We start from the raw sequence: 21,142 nt of genomic DNA, 5'->3' as shown, positions 1-21,142 counted from the left end.
GCTTAGATCCGTTTCTCTGCGCCCAACTCCCGCAGAAGGAATGCATCGTCAAACGCAATCTCTTTCAAATAGTCGTAACGCCCCGACGCGCCGCCATGGCCCGCATCCATGTTGATGTGCAGCAGTAGCGACGTATCATTTGTCTTCAACGTGCGCATCTTGGCGACATACTTCGCCGGCTCCCAGTACATCACCTGCGAGTCATTCAGGCTTGTCTTCACCAGCATCGCCGGATACTCAGCCTTGCGCAGGTTGTCATAGGGAGAGTAGCCGCGCATGTAGGCGAATGCTTCGGGCTCATTCGGATTGCCCCACTCCTCATACTCGCCGACCGTCAAGGGAAGGGAAGCATCCAGCATCGTGTTCATCACATCCACGAACGGCACATGCGACAAAACTGCACGGAACAGGTTCGGCTTTCCGGCTTCGATCGCAAGGTTCACAGCCGCTCCCATCAGCAGACCGCCCGCACTCCCACCTTCAATCGCGACACGCGACGGATCGCCATAACCCCCGCGTACCAGGAACTCTACGGTCTCGATGAAATCCGTAAACGTATTCTGCTTCTGCATCATCTTGCCGGCGTCGTGCCACGGATCACCCAACTCACCGCCGCCGCGAATGTGCGCATACGCTACAACGAGCCCACGATCGAGCAACGCAAGACGTGACGCCGAGAATCCGAGCGGCAGCGGATATCCGTAGCTTCCATAACCGTACACGTACAGCGGATTTTTGCCGTTCTTCTCGAACGCACTTCGCCGGTACACCAGCGAGACCGGCACCTCGGTGCCATCGTGCGCACGAAACCATAGCCGCTCCGACTGGTAATTTGCCGCGTCGAATCCGCCCGGAACCTCGTGTTGCTTCAGTAGCGTCGACGTGCCCGTCGCAATCTCGTACTCGAACACTGACGACGGCCGCACCAGCGACTGATACGCATAGCGAAACGTCTTCGCGTTGAAGTCGCGATTAATTTCGCTGAAGGCCGTGTACGCCGGGTCAGGGAAGCGTATGTCCCGCGGCGCTACCGGGCGCCCTTCACCCTCCAGGGAGAACACCCGCAGCACCGGCAATCCGCGCTCGCGATACCCTGCAACTAGAAAGTTCTGGAACAGGTCAAAATCTTCGAATGGCGCATCCTTGTGCTCCGGCAGCAACTCCTCCCAGTGTTCGCGGTCCGCTGCGTCCACCGGCGTTCGCATCAGCTTGAACTGTTCAGCCTCACGGTTCGAGCGAATGTAGAAGTATCCATCGCGATGATCGACGTAATACTCCTCGTCATCGACGCGCGGAGCAATCAGCTTGAACTGCTGCTCCGGATTCGCGCTCGAAACGAACCAGTTCTCGCTCGTTGTATGACTGCCAATCTGCAGCAGCAGGTACTTGCGGTCCCGCGTCCGCCCCACGCCTAAGTTGAAGCGCTCATCCGGCTCATGAAATACCTCCACGTCCGCACTCGCCGAATCGCCCACCCGATGGCGGAACAGCCGATCCTGCCGCTTCGTCTGCTCGTCTTCAGTCGAGTAAAACAGCGTCTTCGAATCCGCGGCCCACGCCAGCGATCCAACCCTTTCCGCCGTGTCGCCGAGCACCTTTCCTGTCGACAGGTCCTTGATGTGCAGCGTGTATTGCCGGAATCCCGTGTTGTCTGTTGTGTACGCCAGCAGCTTTCCGTCGGGGCTCACAGCGCTGTCGCCAATCGCCATAAACGGTTGCCCTTCGGCAAGCCGGTTTACATCCAGGATCACCGCCTCGCCCGGCGAAATCTCCGTGGAATACAAGCTCGCCGCCGACCCCGCTGGCCGCCGGCAATATCGCGGATACTGCAAGCCTTTCTCCGTGCGCGCCAGGTATTCCCACTCGCCGTCGCGGTAAGGCACCGAGACATCATCTTCCTTGATGTGCGACAGAATCTCATCATAGAGCTGTTTCTGCAGCTCTTCCGTGCCCGCCATCATCGCGGCCGTATACGCATTTTCGGCCCGCAGGTAGTCCAGCACGCGAGGGCTCTCCTTGTCTCGCATCCACGCGTAATCATCACGCAGCTCAGTCGAGTGGATCGAGGTTGTGCGTGGTTCACGGTCTGCAACGGGTGGCTGTAGGTCAGTTGTGGTCTGCATAAATCTCCGATGATGTACAGGATATCGATATGGGTTGCGGAATGCGATGCAACGCGCAGTGAGTCCCCGGCCTCACACTATCGTGTGCCATTTATGAGGCGCGGCCTGCCCGCGCCCAGGAGACGAAAAATGAAACGGGTTAGCTATTTCATGTGCTGCGCTGCCATGGGCGCAACAGCACTGATGTTCACGCAGACATCGAAGGCCCAGGCCACCGACCAGGACAAGCAGTTCCTCACGAACGCCTCGCAAGGTAACTACGACGAGATCCAACTCGGCAAGCTCGCTGAGCAGAAAGCCACAAATCCCGCCGTCAAAAACTTCGGTCGGCGCATGGTCACTGACCATACGAAGCTTACTGAAAAGATGAAACCCTATGCAGAATCGTGGGGAATCGCAGCGCCCACAGCCCTTAGCTCTGACGCACAGAAGGAGTACGACGACCTGCAGGGCCGGTCCGGCAATGACTTCGATAAGAAGTACATCGATGATATGGTCAGCGATCACGGCAAGGATCTTGACGCCTTTACCAAAGAGGTGAAGGACACCAAGGACGCCAAGTTCCGCACGTCCGTCGAGCAGGGCAAGAGCGTCGTAGCCGCTCATAAGAACATGGCCTACGACCTGAAGAAGAAGCTGTAGCCGGCCTCTCATCGACTCATCACGCAGCCCCTGTGGCCATTGCTGCAGGGGCTTTCTCTTTGCGCAGCGTACGATAGGCTTGTGCGAACTCTCCGGCGTCTGAGCGTCCTGCTTCTCATCGTCACCGCGGTCCGCTGCGTTGGCGCGTACGCCGAAACTGTCAGCCAGCTTCCCCAGCCCACCAGCTACGTGCAGGATTTCGCCGGGGTCATCGACGCCGGCTCGAAGCAGGAAATGGAGCAGCTCAGCGGGGAACTCTGGCAACAGGCCCACGCCAAAGTCATCATTGTCACGATCCACTCCCTGCAGGGCGAAAGCATCGAGGAGTTCGCGACAGACCTCGAAGACAAATGGAAGGTCGGTGCCAAAGACACCGACCGCGGCCTGCTCATGATCCTTGCGATTAATGACCGCAAACGCCGCATCGAGGTCGGCTATGGGCTTGAGGGTATCCTCAACGACGCAAAGGTCGGTGACATCGGCCGCACGATGGTGCCGTACCTGCAGCGTGGTGAGTACGGTCCTGGTCTGCTCGAAGCTGAGCAGCAGATTGCCAACGTTATCGCCGCTGACGCACACGTAACTCTCACCCCTCTGCAGCATCCCGTCCGTCAGCCCGCTCCGCAGCGTGGTCGCAATGACTGGCTCGGCGTCATTATTTTCTTCGTCATTCTGTTCTTCATGTTCGGCAGCGGCCGTCGCGGCGGCGGCTGGTTGCCCTGGTTCATCCTCGGAAACATGATGGGCGGAGGAGGTCGTGGCGGCTGGGGTGGGGGCGGCGGTGGTGGTGGCGGGGGCGGCGGGGGTAACGACGACTTCGGCGGCGGTTTCGGTGGGGGCTCTGGTGGCGGCGGTGCCAGCGGCGACTGGTAGTTCAAGTAATCTGAGTTCAAGCGCAAAGCGCACGAAAGGAAGAACATGAAAGGTGCCTGGGTAGCACTTGTAGTAGTCGTGTTGGTGGCTCTCTTGGTCGGTGGCAGCTATGTCAGTTCCAGGAACCACATGGTGCAACTGAATGAGCAGGTCAATAGCGCCTATTCACAGGTCGACATCGAACAACAACGCCGGCTTGATCTCATTCCGAACCTGGTCGCCAGCGTCAAGGGCTATGTCAAGGAGGAAGAGACCGTCCTCACGAACATCGCGAACGCCCGCGCGGCCGTCCTCGCCTCGGGCTCTGATCGCGCCTCCAGCATTAATGCCAACCAGCGTCTGGACGTGGCGCTTGGCCCCCTTTATCGCCTGCAGGAGGAGTATCCGAACCTGAAGGGCAACGATCAGTTCATGCGCCTCGAGGACGAACTGGCCGGTACAGAGAACCGCATCGCCGTTGCCCGCCGCCGTTATAACGAAACCCTCCGGGCCTATAACACGTACGTCCAGCAGTTTCCCAATAGCCTCTGGGCGGGCGCTCGATTCCCTGTGCGTGACGAATACTTCAAGGGCAACCCGCAGAACAGCCAGGTGCCGACTGTGGACTTCAGCAAATAGCGGTCCTTACACCAGACCGCGCAGCCACCGCCCAAGCGGTGGCTGTTTGCTGTGCAGTAGCATCCGATAGACTGCCTCTACACTCGCGGAGTGCATCCGTCGCGCGTGATGGATTAGGGTTAGAAAAGATTCAGGGACTCATGGAAAACGCCGCGACCAATCCGACCTCGGTAGCCATGCTTGTCGGCATGCAGGTCGTGGACTCCTCCGGCCATAGTTACGGCCACGTGCAGGAGCTCGCAGTTGACGTTGGCAAGGATGCAAATCGGGTCTCGGGTCTGCTGCTTTCTAAACGCGGCAAGGCTGACCGCTTCATGGTCGCCATTGAGGAACTGGATAATCCCGGCGCTTCGCCCAAACGCCTCCGCACCAACGCCAAACCTCATCCCGTCCCGAGCCTTCGAGACACCCTCCTGCTCGAACGTGACCTGCTCGATCAGCAAATCATCGACGTCGATGGCCGCAAGGTCGTTCGCGTGAACGACGTCAACCTCGCCTGGACCGAGGACGGAGGAGGCGCACGCACCACAACTCTCCTGATTCAAGACGTCGAAATCGGCCTGCGCGGCGCCGCTCGCCGCCTGCTCAAAGGCCTTCCCGCAGGCACAATCGATACCATCGTCAGCAGCATTCCCTCGCGCGTCATCCCGTGGAGCTGCGTGGACGTCATCGAGCGCGACCCTGCGCGCCGAGTTCGCCTCAAGATCGGTCAGGAACGCCTCGCCAAGCTGCACCCGTCCGACATCGCCGACATTCTTGAAGAACTCGCACCTGCTGAACGCGAAGCGGTCTTCACGAGCCTCCCCGAACAGACCGCCGCCGAGGCCCTCGAAGAGATCGATCCACGGGTTCAAAAGGAACTACTGCAGCGCATGGACTCCGAGCGCGCAGCAGACATCATCGAGGAGATGGACCCCGGCGCCGCCGCCGATGTCCTCGCCGAACTCAGCGAGGAAGAGTCCGAAAAGATCCTCGAGGAGATGGAGCCCGAGGAGCGCCAGGATGTCGAAGAACTCCTCGAGTTCTCGGCGGAAACCGCCGCGGGTCGCATGACCACGGACTTCATCAGCGTCTCCCGCGAGGCAACCGTCGCCGAGGCCATCGATGCCCTCCGCCGGTTCGAAGGCGACCCCGACACCATCTCCGAAATCTACCTGCTCGATGACGAGGAGAAGCTCAATGATGTCGTCATGCTGCCCCGTCTTCTGTTAGCGCAGCCTGATGCCAAACTCTCCTCGCTCTCCGAAGGCCACATCGTCTCCTGCGGTCTGCACGCGCGCGACGCCGAGGTCGCCGAGCTCTTCGACAAGTACAACCTGCGCTCGTTGCCCGTGGTAAATGCCACCCGACACGTCGCCGGCGTCATCCACGCCGAGCAGGTGATCGCAGCGCTGCGTGAGGGCTGATCGCAGCATGCCTGCCGAACGCCCGCTAAAAATCCTCTACGCCTCTGGCCTCTCGCCCAACGACTCCTCGCTCTACCGCCTCTGGGCGCTCGAGCGCCAGGGCCACACCGTTATCCCCATCAACGCTTACGAGTACGAACCCTCCAGCGCGCTCGTCAAAAAAATCGTTCACCGCGCCCAGGTCGGCCCCGGCGTCACGCGCCTCAACCGCGACATCCTCGCCGCCGCCGAACGGGAGCGCCCCGACATCTTCTGGGCCGACAAGCTCCTCTCCCTCCAGCCCCGGATCCTCGGCAAACTCCGCCGCATGGGCATTGTCAGCGTCAGCTACATGATCGACAACGTCTTCGGCGTCCGTGGCGACCCAGGCTGGCGTCTCTACAAAAAAGACCTCACTCATTTCGATCTCCACGTCGTCCAGCGCGACAAAAACGTCCTCGAATACCGCGAGCACGGCGCCCGCGACGTCCTCAAAATCCAGACCGCATACGAACCCACCATCCACTTCCCGCCGCCCCCCGGCTGGAGCGACGCCGACCGCACCAGCGGCGTCTCCTTCATCGGCACGCCGTACGATGACCGCGCCGGCTTTCTCACCCGCCTCTGGAAGGAATTCGGCCTCCCCGTCACCATCTCCGGCAGCTCCGTCTGGCGTGAGCGCCTCACACCCGAGGCCCAGCAGGCCATCTACACGGGCAGGGAACTCTACGGCCGCGACTACCGCGAAGCCATCTGGCGCGCCAAAATCAACCTCAGCTTTCTCACCCACTCCAACCACGACGAGTTCGCGCACAAGAGCTTCGAGATCGCCGCATGCGAAGGCTTCCTGCTCGTCGAGCGCTCCCCCGGCCACCTCGCCCGTTTCGTCGAAGACGAAGAGGCAGTCTTCTTCGAGGGCATCCAGGAATGCGTCGAAAAAATCCGCCGCTATCTTCCCGACGAAGCCTCCCGCACCCGCATCGCCGCCGCCGGCCGCGTCCGGGCCGAGCGCAGCGGCTACCACAACGACGCGCAGGTCGCCAAAATCATCGCCCGCCTGCGCGATATCCTCAAAAAATCCTGAGTGGAGGCCTCATGGAGCACATCCGGCTCGCATCCAGCGGGCGCGAGACAACCCGCCTCGGCTTCGGCTGCTCCATCCTCATGGCCGGCATCTCGCGCCGTCAGAGCCTCCGCCTTCTCGACGCCGCCTACGACGCCGGCATTCGTCACTTCGACGTCGCTCCTCTCTACGGCTACGGCGAAGCCGAGAGCTGCCTCGGCGATCTCATCGCCCGCCACCCTGACATCACCATCACCACAAAATTCGGCATAGCCCCGCCCGGCCGCGGCAGCCTCCTCCGCACCGTCCGCCGCGCCGTCGGCCCACTCCTCCAGCGCGTCCCCTCGCTCAAGCGCCTCGCGCGCTCGGCCGGAGCGGCTGCCGCCCCTCCCGCAAAATCCAGATTCACTGCCGCAGAGGCCCGCGCCTCACTTGATCGCAGCCTCCGCAATCTCCGCACGACCCACGTCGACCTCCTGCTCCTGCACGAACCCGAATCAACGGACCTCACAGACTTCACCCTGCTCGATTTCCTCAACAACGCCGTCGCGGAAAAAATCATTGGCGACTTTGGCGTTGGCAGCGACAGTGCGAAACTCCCGGCACTCCTCCGCGACCGCCCCGGCTACTGCCGCGTCGTCCAGCACGACTGGTCCATCCTCGATCCTCTCGAATCTCCGCGCCGCGAGACGGACTTCCACATCCACCACCGTGCGTTGACCGAACATTTGCACACCCTCCACGACGCTCTCACCAGCGACAAAGCCCGTTGCCGCCGTTGGTCCGAGATCACGGGCCGGGATTTGGCGCGACGCGAAGTCCTCGCAGCGCTTATGCTGAAGGCAGCGCTGATTCTGCATCCAAACACCATCCTTCTGGTGTCCTCGAAGAACCCTGCGCACATCAGAGAGAATGTCCATGTAGCAGAGGACGCGAGCCTCGAAGAGCCCGCTCGACGTCTTCATCAACTTGTGCAGCGTGAAGGCTTGTCCTCCGCAGCCAACTAACCCGCCGGAGGGCCGCCGATGAACCGCTGGAGACGCTGGCGCACAAGCATACTGCTGATCCTCGCGGTGCTTGGCCCCGGCTTCATCACGGCCAATGTAGACAACGACTCCGGCGGCATCTACACCTATGCCACCGCAGGCGCGCAGTTCGGCTACGCCCTCCTCTGGACCATGATCCCCATGGCGATCATGCTTGCCTTCGCGCAGGAGATCTCCGCGCGCATGGGCGTTGTCACCGGTAAAGGACTCAGCGAACTCATCCGCGAGGAATTCGGTCTTCGTATCACGGCCATGCTGATGTTCGGCCTCGTCCTCTGCAATCTCGGCGACGTCGTCAGCGAGTTCGCCGGCGTCAGCTCCAGCGCTTCGCTCTTCCACATCAGCAAATGGATCTCAGTACCCATCGTGATGGTGCTCGTCTGGGTGCTCGTCGTCTACGGGGATTACAAGAAACTCGAAAAACTCTTCGTCGTTCTCAGCTTCCTCTACATCGCGTACATCATCACCGCCGTGCTCGCGCACCCCAACTGGAGCTCCGCCGTGAAGGACACGCTTCGCTTCCCGCGCCTTCGCGATCTCCGCAACTCGGACTATCTCTATCTGTCCGTCGGCCTCATCGGAGCCACTGTTGCTCCCTGGCAGCAGTTCTATTTGCAGGCTTCGGTCGTCGACAAGGGCACGCCGACATCGAAGCTCAAGTTTGCTCAGACGGACGCTGTCTTCGGCTCCGTCTTTTCGATCATCGTCGCCGCGTTCATCGTCATCGCCTGCGCGGCCACGCTCTTTGTCGGCAACGTCCACAACATCTCTGACGCCGCTGACGCTGCTCAGTCCCTCCGCCCCCTCGGCGGCCAATACGCCTCCGTGCTGTTCGCCTTCGGCCTCCTGAACGCGTCCATCTTCGCGGCCTCCATTCTTCCGCTCTCCACCGCCTATACGGTTTGCGAAGCGCTCGGCTTCGAGAGCGGCCTGAGCAAGAAGTTCCGCGAAGCGCCCGTCTTCTATTGGCTCTACACGGGTCTTCTGGTCGTCGGGGCCGCCGTCATTCTTATCTCGAACCGGCCCCCTGCAAAGCTCGCCGTTCTTTCGCAGGTGCTCAACGGCGTGCTGCTGCCGGCGGTGCTGGTCTTCATGCTCATCCTGGTCAACAAGAAGTCGCTGATGGGCGCCAGGCGCAACAAGACCTCCTACAATATCGTCGCGTGGACGCTCACGGCTCTCGCTACGATCCTCACGGCTGTCATGTTGATCGGCTTGCTCAAGGCAAGCTAAAGCAGCTTGCCTTCCGCCAGCTCACGAATGAGCGTGAGATCTGCGGCGAGGAAGTCATACTCCGGCAGACGATCGAACGTGGTCCACTGCATCTCCTCAAACACCAGGTTCTGCAGCTCGCCCGTAAAGCTTTCGATCGTGAAGAACTGAATATGGATTGAGCCGCCATTGCGATACTTATGACGAATCGCAGTTATCTCCGGCCCGACCGTCGCCCGAATGCCGAGCTCCTCGTCGAGCTCCCGCGCAAGCGCCTGCTGCGGAGTCTCTCCCGGTTCAACCTTGCCGCCCGGAAACTCCCATTTCAGCCCCATCGGCTTGTCGACGCTTCGCTGGCAGATCAGCACCTCGCGCTGCGGATGCTCCCCGCGAAGTATCAACCCGGCGACCACGTAGCGAAGAGGCCGAGCGGGGGATGAATTATTCGACGGCAGTTTGCGAATGGACTCTTTCACGTCGTGCTGTCAGTGTAAGACGGTTGTCAGACGGCTTGGGGTACACCCCAGGGTTCACGCTTTTCACGGAGCAACCAGATTGTCACTGGATTGTTATCGTGGAACCGGATAGTAAACAGGCCATCCGCGGTCCGCGCTGAATCGTGCCAGTTCCGCCGACGGGTTCACCGGGAACGGACGCCGCGCAATCGATAGCATGGCCGCATCATGAACCGAGTTGCCGAAAACGGCATCCGGCGACGTGACCGCAGCGCGAGCCAGCGACGTTACCTTGCCCTCATCCGTCGGTATATCGCACAGCACATCGGACGCCACTCCATTTCTGCATTCCACGCAGGCGGCGAGCACACGCTCCGCTGGAATTCCGAATCGCTTCACGCCCTCTTCCACAACCCAGTCGCACGTAGAGCTCACCGCCCAGATCTCAGTGCCGGCAGCCTGTAAATCACGCACGACCTGAAGCATCTCGGGAAAAATCTGCGCTTCGATCTTCTCGCGAAAGAACGCTGCCGCCGCGGTGCGCAGCCTCTCTTCGGAAATACCCTGATACACCTGGACCATCTCGCCACAGATCGCGAGTTCCGAGACGTCGCCACGCTTGTATCCGGCATATCGCTCGTTCAGCCAGGCCGTCGCTTCGGCAGAGAGCAGCCCCGTCTCCATCGTCCAGTACATGAATGCGGAGCCCGAGTCCGGTCCCCACAGGGTCCCATCGCAGTCAAACACTGCCACGCGCGGTGCGGCCTCGTAGACGCGAGCAAGAAACTCAGTAGTGGTCAGCGTTTCAGGGCTTTCGAGAGCGTTCAAACAAATCTCCAGCATTGGTGGTTTGGGAAGACTTTCAGATTAAGTAGACCACGTAACAAGCCTGCGAATCACAGACCTGTCAGACAGGAGTGCCCAACCTTTGATAGCCTGTCGTGGCTAGCTACAGAGACGAACGAGCGTAAACAAGAGGGTTGAACCATGTTGGATGAAAACAGGCTATTTCCTGCCGAACCTGCGACGAGACGTGTTGCGGCAAAACTCTATGAATCCGTTGAGAACCTTCCGATCATCAGCCCGCACGGCCATACGGATCCCCAATGGTTCGCTGACGACCAGCCGTTTCCTGATCCTGCTGCGCTCTTCATTCAGCCGGATCATTACATCTTCCGCATGCTCTACTCGCAGGGAATTAGTTTGGAGTCCCTCGGAATTCCACAGTCGGACGGCAAACAGAAGGCTGATCCGCGCGAGGTCTGGCGCATCTTCGCCAGGAACTACTACCTCTTCCGCGGAACTCCCACGCGCCTCTGGATCGACTACGCGTTCGAAAAGCAGTTCGGCCTGAAGGACCGCCTCAGCACCGACAATGCCGACGAGTATTACGACACCATCGACAAGGAACTGCGCACACCCGCATTTCGTCCCCGCGCCCTCTTCGAAAGCTTCAACATTGAGGTGCTCGCAACGACGGACACCGCTTTCGATCCCCTGACGCAGCACAAGAAGATTCGCGAGAGCGGATGGAAGGGACGCATCGTGCCCACGTTCCGTCCTGACGCCGTTATCGACGCCGAGTACATCGGCTTCCACGACAACCTGAAGAAGCTCGCGGATTCCGCGAACGAGGACGTCTCGAACTACAAGGGCTACCTCACCGCCTTGCGCAAGCGGCGCGCGTTCTTCAAGGAGAACGGTGCCACGGCTACGGATCACGGGCACCTCACCGCGCGTACCGCCGATCTACCGTTTAGCGACGCCTCCGCGCTCTACGAGCGCATCTACACCGGCAAGACGAAGGCCGGCGACATCGAGCTCTTCCAGGCCCAGATGCTGACGGAGATGGCCGGAATGAGCGTGGAGGATGGGCTGACGATGCAGCTTCATCCGGGCTCGATCCGCAACCACAACGCGCTGGTCTACGCGAAGTTCGGGCGCGACAAGGGAGCAGATATCCCATCGCCGACCGAGTACGTTCGCGGCTTGCAGCCGCTGCTCTCGAAGTACGGCAACGAGCCGAACTTCACCTTTATTTTGTTCACGCTCGACGAGTCGACATACTCGCGGGAGCTGGCCCCCCTGGCGGGGCATTATCCCTGCCTGCGGCTGGGGCCGCCGTGGTGGTTCCATGACTCGCCGGAGGGGATGCGGCGCTTCCGGGAGGAGGCGACCGAGACAGCCGGGTTCTACAACACGGTCGGGTTCAACGACGACACCAGGGCGTTCCTGTCGATTCCGGCGCGGCACGATGTGGCCCGCAGGGTGGACTGCGCGTTCCTCGGAAAGCTGGTGGCTGAGGGCCGACTCGATGAGGATGAGGCCTTCGAGCTGGCCCAGGACCTAACGGTGAATCTGGTGAGGAAGGCGTATAAGTTGTAGGTACCCCCTCCCCCTACTTTTTGTGCAAAGTCTTCGAAGAAGGGGACTTAGGTCTGGACTTTGTGTCAAGAGTCCCATTTTTCGTATGGTGGAAGCTGCAAAGTCTTCAAAGAACTTGAGTTATGAAATGCGAATGCCCGGCGTTGAGCCGGGCCGTTCTCTTTCATCCTCAAGTTTAAGAGTAAATACCCTGCCAAGCACTTAGGTTTTACTGCTGCTGGTAGAGGCGGACGTAGTCAACCCACATGCGACCGGTGGCGGGGGTGGTGGAGTCGGTTGTGCCGGGGAAGCCGGCTTCGCCGATCGCGAAGTTGAGGATCACGTAGAAGGGGTGGTCGAAGACCCACTTTGTGCCGGGTGGGAGATCGGCCGGCGTAACGACCGAGAAGGGCTTGGACGGGTCGTCGCGGTAGAACTCCATGCGGTTGGGTGACCAGGTCATGCCGTAGGTGTGGAATTGGCCGTCGTCGATCCGTCCGGGAACGCCATTCACAGTTGGAAAGGTGAAGGTGCGGCTGATGCCTTTGCCGCCGGAGTAGCCGGGACCGTGGACGGTGGCTGAGGTGGTGGAGGGACCATACTTCTGGACCCACTCGATGATGTCCTGCTCGCCGCAACCGGGCCAGCCAGTCTTCTCGTGGTCTTCGCCGAGCAGCCAGAAGGCAGGCCAGAAGCCGGCGCCGGGTTCCATGCGGAGGCGTGCTTCGACGCGACCGTAGAGGATCGAGCGTTTGTCCTGGGTGTTGAGGCGGGCGGAGCTCCAGAGTTGGCCGGTGTGGATGGCGGTGAGGACGAGGTGGCCGTTGCCGTCTTCGTAGAGGTTGGGATGGGTCTTGCTGTCGCAGGGGCCGTCGTTGTCTTCGGGGCGGCAGTAGAACTGGATCTCGTGATTGCCCTTGGGTCCCCAGCCGCGGACGAAGTTCCAATCGGCGGAGGAGGGAAGCGAGTTGGCGGAACCATTGAACTCGTCGGACCAGACGAGGTGCCAGGTTTGAGCGTGTGCGGATGTGACGGCGAAGAGTGTGAAGGCCAGAGTGAGGAGCCGCGAGTGCATTCGTGTCATCGAGATGATGGTATCCGCACGATTGTTCGAGAGGGTGGTGTATTCCGGTCACAATTCGGTGAGCTGGCCGCAATGCGCTTTGCTCTAACGGATCGCCTCCCGCGTGGCCGGCAATCCGGAAGTTCGTGGAACGGATTGAAATGTCCGGATTGCCGACGACGCTCGCTAAGCAGTCAATGAGCGCATTGCCCTGTTATGGATAGTTGACACCCGAACCGATTGCATCGCTGAGCCGTCTTCTCCAGACTTATACGTCACACCATCTAAGAACCCCGAACAGGACTTTCTTTACTCGGCGCTCACCAGACGTTCCGAGCCCATTCCGATAACTGAGGGAGCGAGGCAGAACTCTCACCTCGCTTGAACGACAAGTGCCTGGCGCGCGTGTTGAAGGAACATCTGTGCCGAACTGGAGGATTCCTTATCCAGGGAGTCTCCCCTCTTTTCAACAGGAACGGCGAAATTCTGCGGCAAAGCCTCGCCGTAGATAATCATCAATTCCGTCCGGCGATCCGCAGAGGGCACATGAAACATACGGACCATGGCAGTGTTATGCGGCAACGAAATGTGCCGTTTCGCAAGCAGCTCTACCATGGCGGCGCCGTCCGATCCTTTATCTCCCAGCATCAAGGCCCCAAGATCGTGCAAGCTCTTCACGTCATAGTTGACGGGAAGATTGCCGATTTGGGTCGTAGGCATGGAAGCATAGTCATAAGTAAAGTTGTTGGTCGGCAGGAAATGTTCGAACTGGATCAGGAAGAATTGCTTCGCAATGTTCTCGCGGTCCCGCCTGGCAAAAACGTACTGTTCGGCCTCGGCGTTTCCATGGAGATTCACTTGTTGCTTACCCACGAATAGGAATCCTCTCCCAATGGTCAGCTGCACCTTAGGGAACTTCTCCGATACGATTGTCCTGCCTTTCAAATGACGTAGCGCATTCGGGTTGTCCTCCACCGCTGCCTGGGCAAACGCAGTGCTCAGGAGAACGAAGCAAATTGCCGCAACGATCATCGTCCTGCGGCTCGGAACGTACATCGTTACACTCCAGTACATTTTTCACGGCTCCCCGTGTTGAGCAGGCGCATCGGCAACACTGGCCGACGTGCACTGAGGCTTCGAACTACTTATTGCGGTGCTTCGCTCTGCTCGAAAAGTGCCGACTCATAGTTTCCCCTCGCGCTCGGTAGGGTCTGGCGCGAGAGGAGCGCCGGTGCAGGGGTCGATAGTGAGCGGATGCGGATCCTTCTTCTTTGGCCACACGTATGGCGTGGTGCTATGGGAATCGTGGCCGCCCCCGACGCGCACGGTGAGACTCCATTGCGCAACGTTCGCGATCGGTGCGATGTTGCCTTCGCTGTCGAAGCGCAGCGGAGCGCTCCAGAATTGGAAATCGTGGCCCTTGATGCCGTCCGGCCTCGAACCCCAGCGATCCGCAATCCATATCAGCGCTTCACCATCGGGCGTTGGAATATGGGCGATCGAGGCTTGCTGGGCCGCCACGATCGGCTTCTGGCCGGGATCGCGGTTGATGTTGGACCGCAGCGTATATGGTCCCAGGGGAGAGGACGCGACGTAGACCCGCGCGCCGCTGCCTCGGGCGCAGAAGCAGCAGGCCGTATCGAACAGCACGTAATAGAGCCCGTTGCGCTTGAACATCGATGTTGCCTCGCAGTTGCGGGCAAGGACATCGCTGACCTCCCCGGTCGATGCCAGAAAATCGGCCGTCAAACGCTCGACACGGACAGCGTGACCCTGCGAGATGGCGGTATAGATGTAGTAACCGGTGCCATCTTCGTCTACAAAGATGGTGCCAGCCCCTGGGTGCTGATCCGCCTCAGTCAATTTCACGCGAGTGTTCGCGATCGTGAAGGGGCCTACCGGCGTATCGCTGGTCGCCACGCCTACCTGCCCATCCCATAGCTTGGGATACCAGTTGTACAGAAGAACGTACTTGTGGGTCCTGGCGTTATAGGCCATCGAAGGGTTGTAGTAAACGCCATCGGGAGGTGACTTCAGCAGCTCGCCCTCGAAGGTCCACTGCTGCAGATCGGCCGAGCTATAGACGCGGAAACGATTATTGATGCTGTAGCCGGCCGTCGTGTCGTAGGCAGTGCCGTAGAGGTAGTATCGGCCGTTTGCAAAGAGCAGGCCGCCATCGTGCGCATCGACGATCGCGCCCGAGCTGTCCCGCCGCGGTTGAACATTGCTGATCGTAATAGTGCGGAATTGCTGCCGCCTGGCTGCGGCGATCCCGGCCACGCCCGAGAGAATGCAGATGCAGAAGGCGGCCAAGGCCGATCGATTGAATTTCGTCATTCCGGTGTCTCTTTTCTGAGACTCGAGAATACTCTCGCCGCGGGGGGTAATTCCGCAGGACGCGTTTGCCTCACATCGCGGAATGTACTCACGAGGCTCGCGCACGGTAAAGGCTAAAGATTATCGGGTCGGATGGGATGGTGGTGGGGGGTGCGGTGAAGAGAGTTGGGGCTCTTGCTTTAGCGCAGGTCACTCGCTCTGGTGTCGAGGGCCGTTGTGATTGATGCCTACGCCGCCGTTGGTCGTCACGAAGTGCACGGTCGCGCCGCCACTGCCAAGATTGGTGTCGATGTGTCTCCGGCTGATCTCTCCGCCACTGAGCGGAAGGTCGACCGACACGCCTCCATGGGTGGTCCCGGCGACCAGGTGGGCAGAGTATTGCGCAGGCACGCTGACGTTGATGCCCCCGTTGGTAGTGTCGGCGTAGAGTCCTGCGCCGTTCCAGCGGTCTCCGCTTAGTGCTGCCTCGATGCCGCCGTTGGTGGTCCGGGCGTGCACCTCGCCGGCAAGATCGTGCAGAGTGATGCCGCCGTTCGTGGTTTGGACCGTGGCGTTCCCGTCAAGGCCGCTGAGCTCGATGCCTCCATTGACGGTGTGGAGCTGTGCGGCGATATGGCGTGGCACGAGGAGACGGTAGTTCACATACCAGCTGCGCCTGGTGAGCATGGTGCTGGGGCCGTCGGCGTGGATCGTATCGCCGAGGTCAATCTTCACCTCGTGCAACAGGGATTCTGCGTCTTCCTTGCTGCCGGCGGCGGCCATGATACGAGCCTCGAACGCGATGTCGTTACGGTCCTGACCGATGACCTCGATGCCACCGTTGCCGTTGGAGATTTTTAGCTCGGAACGGGGAGGCAGCATCGTCTTGCGAAGCTCGCAGGCATGCTGCTGAGCCAATCCGAAAAGGCCGTAGTTCTTCGTCTGGCCCTGATCGCCGTTGCAGGCGCCGGTTGTGAGCGTCTGGGCGTGAAGGATGGGCGTGAGCAGCAGGAGAGCGGAGGTTGCGAGGACAAGTCGGTGCATGGTCGATTCTCCGGAGCGAGTTGTGCCGCAGATAGATACGCGCGGCGCACTGCCGCGGTTCCCGTATGAATGCCGCTAAGTTGTAGCCTGTAGATCGGCAGTTCGTTCGTGTGGGAGGGATATCGGTCATGTCCCTGCGCAAACGGTTTCTGTTCGCAATGTTGTTTGCGATTGTTGCCCTGACGGCGGACGGAAAGGGCAGCGTTTACGAGGCGGAATCTGTCCCGATTCAATTCAAGAATCCGAAGGATTTGGGTGTTGGAAAGGTGCTGGTGGCAGCCAGCAAGCTCGGCGATCCGAGCTTTGCAGGAACGGTGATCCTGCTGGTTCACTACGATGAAAAAGGCGCGGTCGGACTGATTCTCAACCGGCGCACGGATGTGCCGCTTTCGCGAGTGCTTGATCTCAAAGCCGCGAAAGACCGCTCCGATCCGGTCTATGTTGGCGGACCGGTGGAACCCACGAACGTGTTGGCATTGTTTGCGTCGTCGGCCAAGGTTGAAAAGGCTGACAACGTCTTCGGTGGGGTTTATTTGGTTTCCGATAAAGCACTGTTCGAAAAGACAATTGCGGCGCGACCGGACCCTGGCGTTTTTCACGTTTACCTGGGATATGCCGGATGGACACAAGATCAGTTGCGGGCGGAAGTGCAATTAGGCGCGTGGTTTATTTTTCCGGCAGACACGGGCACAGTCTTCAGTTCCGATCCGGGTTCTTTGTGGCCGGAGATGATTAAGAAGACACAATTGAAATTCGCGAAGACTGAGCCCTTCGCACAACCCTCTCAGCGTTGGCCCCAGTGTTCGGAGTGGATGGGGGCAGAGTCGCGCGATTGATTGGCCGGAGTGGATGAGGGTGAGCGCTTGAGGGCAAAGCGGAGCTGGGAGAGGATCATTTCAAGGATGAAAAGGCAGGCCCATCCCAAGTCAAGGGAGCGTTGTTTCAGAGCGAACTGAGAAATGACGAAGGCGACGAACAGGCCGACGCTGAGCGCTGTGTAGTAACGGGATTGCACGAGTGTGCGCAGGGGTTCGAGCTGTGCTTCTGTCCAACGCTCGTCCTCAACTCCGTGCCGGAGGTCGGAGACGAATTTGAGTGGAAGGATCGTGCAGACGGAGCCTGCAACAATGCCGAAAAGCAAGTAGGCGCCGAACAGGGGCGAGTGAACCAGTCGCGACCCTGGGATGAGAAAAAACAAGCACATGATCAAGATGCAGAGGAGTGAAAGCAGTGCGAGCCTTGCGGGCGAGTCGGACAGGCTCAGCTTCATCGCCGGCCCCAGTGTTCGGAGTGGATGGGGGCGAGTTGGTCGCGCCAGTTGGCGATGAGGCCGGAGCGTGGGGCAGGTGGGCGACGGACGGCCCATCGCAGTTGCGAGAGGAGCTGCCCGAGAACCAGGGCTACGAAGCCGCCGGTGCGGAACCTGGCCAAGAGGGCCCACCCGATGAGGTAGCTGAGAGCGAAGACGATCAGCAGTGCGGTGGTGTAGGAGGATTCGAGCCAGGAGCGCAGAGGCTCGATCTGCTCTTCGGACCATCGCTGGTTCTGGATGCCTTTCCTCAGCGAGCCGATGGCGCTGAAGGCGATGAGGATCCCGGGGATGCAGAGGCCGAAGACGAACAGAAACGGCGTCCAGCGGATGCAACCGCAGGCGTCACTGGTACGGACGAAGCGGGTTAGGGAAAGACTGGCGGCTGAGATGACGACGCCGGAGAGGCTGACGAGGAGCAGTTGCGCAGGCGTTAGATTAAGGCGCGACTTCATCGCGAGACGAGTGTAACGCGTTTTCCGAGCGGCGCTAAGATAAAGGCCTATGAGTCTGTTTTTTGCTGCTGGATCGCCGACGACGGAGATGTCTCCGGAGGAGTTTCGCGCGGGGCTGTTTGAGGCCCTGGACAAGCTGGAGAAGTTGAAGCCGCGGAAGAAGGTGCTGGCGGTGCCGCCGGACTTTACGCGCTTTCACTCGAAGGCCGGTGAGCTGACGGACATGGCGTTTGAATACTACGGCGACCGGCTGACCGATGTGTTGCCGGCGCTGGGAACGCATAAGCCGATGAGCGAGAGCGAGCTGGCGACGATGTATCCGAAGACGCCGAAGAATCTCTTTCGCGTGCATGATTGGCGGAATGACATTGTGACGCTGGGCGAGGTGCCGAGCGAGTTCATGTGCGAGGTGAGCGAGGGAAAGCTGGACTACACGTGGCCGGCGCAGGTGAACAAGCTGCTGCGGGATGGCGGGCATGATGTGATTCTGTCGATTGGGCAGGTGGTGCCGCATGAGGTCGTCGGCATGGCGAACGGCAGCAAGAATATTTTTGTGGGCACGGGCGGTGTCATGGGGATTCATCGGTCGCACTTTCTAGGTGCGGTGTATGGCATGGAGCGCATGATGGGGCGCGCGGATACGCCGGTTCGCAGAGTGCTGAACTATGCGAGCGAGCACTTCGCGAAAGACCTGCCGATTGTGTATGTGCAGACGGTGGTGAACAAGAACGACAAGGGCGAACTGGTGATGCGCGGCTTGTTCATCGGCGATGACAATGACTGCTTTGAGAAGGCTGCTGAGCTGAGTTTGAAGTGCAACTTCCTGATGCTGGATCGCGAGATCAAGAAGGCGGTGGTGTTTCTTGATCCGCATGAGTTCAAGACGACGTGGCTGGGGAACAAGAGCGTGTATCGGACGCGGATGGCGCTCGCGGATGACGCGGAGCTGATTGTGCTGGCGCCGGGTGTGCATGAGTTCGGCGAGGACGCGACGATCGACAAGCTGATACGGAAGTTTGGGTACTGCGGCACGCCAAAGACGCTGGAGTATGTGAAGGAAGATCCGGGGTTGGCGGCGAATCTGAGCGCGGCGGCGCACTTGATTCATGGGTCGAGCGAGGGACGGTTCACGATTCGGTATTGTCCGGGTGGGCTGACGCGCGAGGAGATCGAAAGCGTGCACTACGAGTACGGCGATCTGAAGGAGTACGAGAAGAAGTACGACCCGGAGAAGCTAAAGGATGGATGGAATGTGGTGGATGGTGAGGAGATCTTCTACATCTCGAACCCGGGGCTGGGGCTGTGGGCGTACAAGGGGCGGTTCGTGAACTGATGCCAACTCTCACGCGGCGGAAACTCCATCGGCTATGGGCCATCCCCAAAGAAGACAAGGCCAGACTCAAGCGAATGCGCTTGCCGTGGTGGGGCATTCTTTGTGTCATAGTGAGCACGATCGCCCTTGGGTTGCTCTTCTATCACATGGGAAGGCCGGAGCTTACACTGCCAGTGCTGGCGACCGTTTTCGTCTTCGTTCTTATCCTTACGGTGAAGTGGCGGCTACGAGCTTATGCATGGTTCTGGAGCACGATAGCCGTCCTGGTAATGCTTCACGTGACGATGCTTTTGTTGATTCCGTGGACGAAGAAATGGGTGCCTGCCGTGACTAGCACTGCGGTCGTAACAATAGATATCTGGGCGATGCTCGCAGTCATTTCCGTCGTCGGGCATTTGTGCGGTAGTGAAGTTTGATCCAGATTTCGCGCCTGTCTGACTCAATTGTTGCGCTGTCTGACCGGATGTCGATATGCTGGTGGGCGCGAAGATGCCGCGGAATATTCGTGCGTCTGAAGATTCCTGGTAGAGATTTGATTGGAGAGCTGTGATGGCGAGTGAGATGCGTTTGCCGAAGTATTCCGTGGGGGTGGGCGACCGGTTCGCGCACCAGGCGAAGGCCCAGTTGGCGGCGTGTGTAAAGGCCAAGGAAGCTGGGTGTGAGGTTGTGCCGGTGTGGAATAAGTCCAACCGCGAGCACACGATCATCGGGACGGACCCGAAGCAGACGCGTAAGGCGGCGGATGCAGCGGTGAAGGAGCTTGGTTGGAAGCTGCCGTACTTTCTGGATGCGGACCACATCAACCTGAAGAACGTGGAGCGGTTTTTGGAGCCGTGTGACTTCTTCACGATTGATGTCGCCGAGGAGATTGGAAAGCCTGCGCAGCGCGAAGATGTGGAAGGGTTTGTGTCGCGGCATCCGGAGCTGGTGGGCGAGGTGCGGATTCCGCGGATCGCGCAGCCGTTCAAGACGGATGTGAAATTTGTGAAGGATGTGGCAAACAAGTTTCTCGCGGCTGTGCAGGATGCGGGGCGGATCTATCGGTTCCTGGTGGAGAAGAAGGGCGAGGGCAAGTTTGTGCCTGAGGTCTCGATGGACGAGACAGACTCGCCGCAGACGCCGGTGGAGCTGCTGATTATCCTGGCGGCGATCGCGGACGAGAAGATTCCGATCCAGACGATTGCGCCGAAGTTCACGGGGCGGTTCAACAAGGGCGTGGATTATGTGGGCGATGTGAAGCAGTTCGCGAAGGAGTTCGAGGAGGACATCGCGGCGATTGCGTTTGCGGTGGAGCGGTATGGGCTGCCGAAGAATTTGAAGCTGAGCGTGCACTCGGGCTCGGATAAGTTTTCGATCTATGCGCCGATTCACGCGGCCATCACGAAGTTTGACGCGGGCGTGCATTTGAAGACGGCGGGGACCACGTGGCTGGAGGAGCTGATCGGACTGGCAGAGGCCGGCGGGTCGGGCCTGGAGCTGGCGAAGGAGGTCTACCGCGAGGCGTATGCGCATGCAGATGAGCTGATGGCGCCGTATGCGACGGTGATCGACATTGACCGCGCGAAGCTGCCGAAGCCGGAGGAGGTGGATAAGTGGACCAGCGAGCAGTTCACCTCGGCGCTGCGGCACGATCATAAGAATCCGGCATATAACCCGAGCTTCAGGCAGTTGCTTCACGTGGGCTTCAAGGTCGCGGCGAAGATGGGCGACCGGTACACGAAGGAGCTCGTGGAGCACGAGGATGTTATCGCGAAGAACGTAACGACGAACCTGTGGGATCGGCATATTCGGCCGGTGTTTCTGGGGCAGAGCGCGTAAGCTGTCGAGGGGACCCACTCATC

The 21,142-nt window shown here is 59.9% G+C and carries 20 protein-coding genes; 12 read left to right on the top strand and 8 right to left on the bottom strand.

Features of this window, described 5'->3' with window-relative positions; all coding sequences use genetic code 11:
- Positions 1-2: 2 nt before the first annotated feature.
- Positions 3-2,123 (bottom strand): S9 family peptidase, encoded by a 2,121-nt coding sequence (locus VGU25_09440; GenBank protein HEV2577420.1) that lies wholly within the window; start codon positions 2,121-2,123, stop codon positions 3-5.
- A 129-nt stretch (positions 2,124-2,252) separates the two neighbouring features.
- Here VGU25_09440 and VGU25_09435 point away from each other — a divergent pair, with 129 nt between their 5' ends.
- The 7 genes from VGU25_09435 (at position 2,253) to VGU25_09405 (ending at position 8,983) form a co-directional block, all read left to right on the top strand.
- Positions 2,253-2,765, top strand: coding sequence for a DUF4142 domain-containing protein (locus VGU25_09435; GenBank protein HEV2577419.1), 513 nt, complete (start codon positions 2,253-2,255; stop codon positions 2,763-2,765).
- 81 nt (positions 2,766-2,846) lie between these two features.
- Positions 2,847-3,638 (top strand): TPM domain-containing protein, encoded by a 792-nt coding sequence (locus VGU25_09430; protein HEV2577418.1) that lies wholly within the window; start codon positions 2,847-2,849, stop codon positions 3,636-3,638.
- 129 nt (positions 3,639-3,767) lie between these two features.
- Positions 3,768-4,256 carry a LemA family protein gene (locus VGU25_09425; GenBank protein HEV2577417.1) on the top strand — a complete coding sequence of 163 codons (489 nt, stop codon included), beginning with the start codon at positions 3,768-3,770 and terminating at the stop codon, positions 4,254-4,256.
- Between the two features lie 140 nt (positions 4,257-4,396).
- Entirely contained in the window at positions 4,397-5,662 is a 1,266-nt protein-coding gene (locus tag VGU25_09420) for a CBS domain-containing protein (GenBank protein HEV2577416.1), read from the top strand.
- 7 nt (positions 5,663-5,669) lie between these two features.
- Complete coding sequence (locus VGU25_09415) at positions 5,670-6,725, top strand: glycosyltransferase (protein ID HEV2577415.1); 1,056 nt, start codon at positions 5,670-5,672, stop codon at positions 6,723-6,725.
- 11 nt (positions 6,726-6,736) lie between these two features.
- A complete protein-coding gene (locus VGU25_09410) occupies positions 6,737-7,711 on the top strand; it encodes an aldo/keto reductase (protein ID HEV2577414.1) in 975 nt (324 codons plus the stop codon).
- Between the two features lie 18 nt (positions 7,712-7,729).
- A complete protein-coding gene (locus VGU25_09405; protein HEV2577413.1) occupies positions 7,730-8,983 on the top strand; it encodes an Nramp family divalent metal transporter in 1,254 nt (417 codons plus the stop codon).
- On the opposite strand, the gene VGU25_09400 is transcribed toward VGU25_09405, so the two are convergent.
- Entirely contained in the window at positions 8,980-9,438 is a 459-nt protein-coding gene (locus tag VGU25_09400) for a (deoxy)nucleoside triphosphate pyrophosphohydrolase (GenBank protein HEV2577412.1), read from the bottom strand. The genes VGU25_09405 and VGU25_09400 overlap by 4 nt on opposite strands.
- 93 nt (positions 9,439-9,531) lie before the next feature.
- On the bottom strand, positions 9,532-10,245 hold the full coding sequence (locus VGU25_09395; GenBank protein ID HEV2577411.1) for a haloacid dehalogenase-like hydrolase: 714 nt from the start codon (positions 10,243-10,245) through the stop codon (positions 9,532-9,534).
- A 159-nt stretch (positions 10,246-10,404) separates the two neighbouring features.
- Here VGU25_09395 and uxaC point away from each other — a divergent pair, with 159 nt between their 5' ends.
- Positions 10,405-11,802 carry a glucuronate isomerase gene (gene uxaC, locus VGU25_09390; GenBank protein ID HEV2577410.1) on the top strand — a complete coding sequence of 466 codons (1,398 nt, stop codon included), beginning with the start codon at positions 10,405-10,407 and terminating at the stop codon, positions 11,800-11,802.
- Between the two features lie 208 nt (positions 11,803-12,010).
- On the opposite strand, the gene VGU25_09385 is transcribed toward uxaC, so the two are convergent.
- From VGU25_09385 to VGU25_09370, 4 genes are all read right to left on the bottom strand, one after another.
- Positions 12,011-12,865, bottom strand: a complete 855-nt coding sequence (locus VGU25_09385; protein HEV2577409.1) for a glycoside hydrolase family 16 protein — start codon at positions 12,863-12,865, stop codon at positions 12,011-12,013.
- Between the two features lie 351 nt (positions 12,866-13,216).
- Positions 13,217-13,900 carry a hypothetical protein gene (locus VGU25_09380; GenBank protein HEV2577408.1) on the bottom strand — a complete coding sequence of 228 codons (684 nt, stop codon included), beginning with the start codon at positions 13,898-13,900 and terminating at the stop codon, positions 13,217-13,219.
- A 126-nt stretch (positions 13,901-14,026) separates the two neighbouring features.
- Entirely contained in the window at positions 14,027-15,181 is a 1,155-nt protein-coding gene (locus VGU25_09375) for a family 43 glycosylhydrolase (GenBank protein HEV2577407.1), read from the bottom strand.
- Between the two features lie 189 nt (positions 15,182-15,370).
- On the bottom strand, positions 15,371-16,204 hold the full coding sequence (locus VGU25_09370) for a DUF4097 family beta strand repeat-containing protein (protein ID HEV2577406.1): 834 nt from the start codon (positions 16,202-16,204) through the stop codon (positions 15,371-15,373).
- Positions 16,205-16,332: 128 nt separating this feature from the next.
- On the opposite strand from VGU25_09370, the gene VGU25_09365 reads away from it, so the two are divergent.
- The gene (locus VGU25_09365) at positions 16,333-17,040 is read left to right on the top strand and encodes a YqgE/AlgH family protein (GenBank protein ID HEV2577405.1); all 708 of its coding nucleotides are present in this window, start codon (positions 16,333-16,335) and stop codon (positions 17,038-17,040) included.
- A 430-nt stretch (positions 17,041-17,470) separates the two neighbouring features.
- Here the strand turns inward: VGU25_09365 and VGU25_09360 are convergent, their stop codons facing one another.
- The gene (locus tag VGU25_09360; protein HEV2577404.1) at positions 17,471-17,968 is read right to left on the bottom strand and encodes a hypothetical protein; all 498 of its coding nucleotides are present in this window, start codon (positions 17,966-17,968) and stop codon (positions 17,471-17,473) included.
- Positions 17,969-18,017: 49 nt separating this feature from the next.
- Between VGU25_09360 and VGU25_09355 the strand changes: the two genes are divergently transcribed.
- From VGU25_09355 to VGU25_09345, 3 genes are all read left to right on the top strand, one after another.
- Positions 18,018-19,301: a lactate racemase domain-containing protein gene (locus tag VGU25_09355; GenBank protein ID HEV2577403.1), complete on the top strand. Its 1,284-nt coding sequence runs from the start codon at positions 18,018-18,020 to the stop codon at positions 19,299-19,301.
- Between the two features lie 110 nt (positions 19,302-19,411).
- Positions 19,412-19,717 (top strand): hypothetical protein, encoded by a 306-nt coding sequence (locus tag VGU25_09350; protein HEV2577402.1) that lies wholly within the window; start codon positions 19,412-19,414, stop codon positions 19,715-19,717.
- Positions 19,718-19,850: 133 nt separating this feature from the next.
- The gene (locus VGU25_09345) at positions 19,851-21,119 is read left to right on the top strand and encodes a tagaturonate epimerase family protein (protein HEV2577401.1); all 1,269 of its coding nucleotides are present in this window, start codon (positions 19,851-19,853) and stop codon (positions 21,117-21,119) included.
- The last annotated feature ends 23 nt before the right edge of the window (positions 21,120-21,142 follow it).

It is taken from the genome of Acidobacteriaceae bacterium (assembly GCA_035944135.1).
GTDB lineage: Bacteria > Acidobacteriota > Terriglobia > Terriglobales > Acidobacteriaceae > Granulicella.
This window is presented reverse-complemented; position numbering and strand designations above follow the sequence as displayed.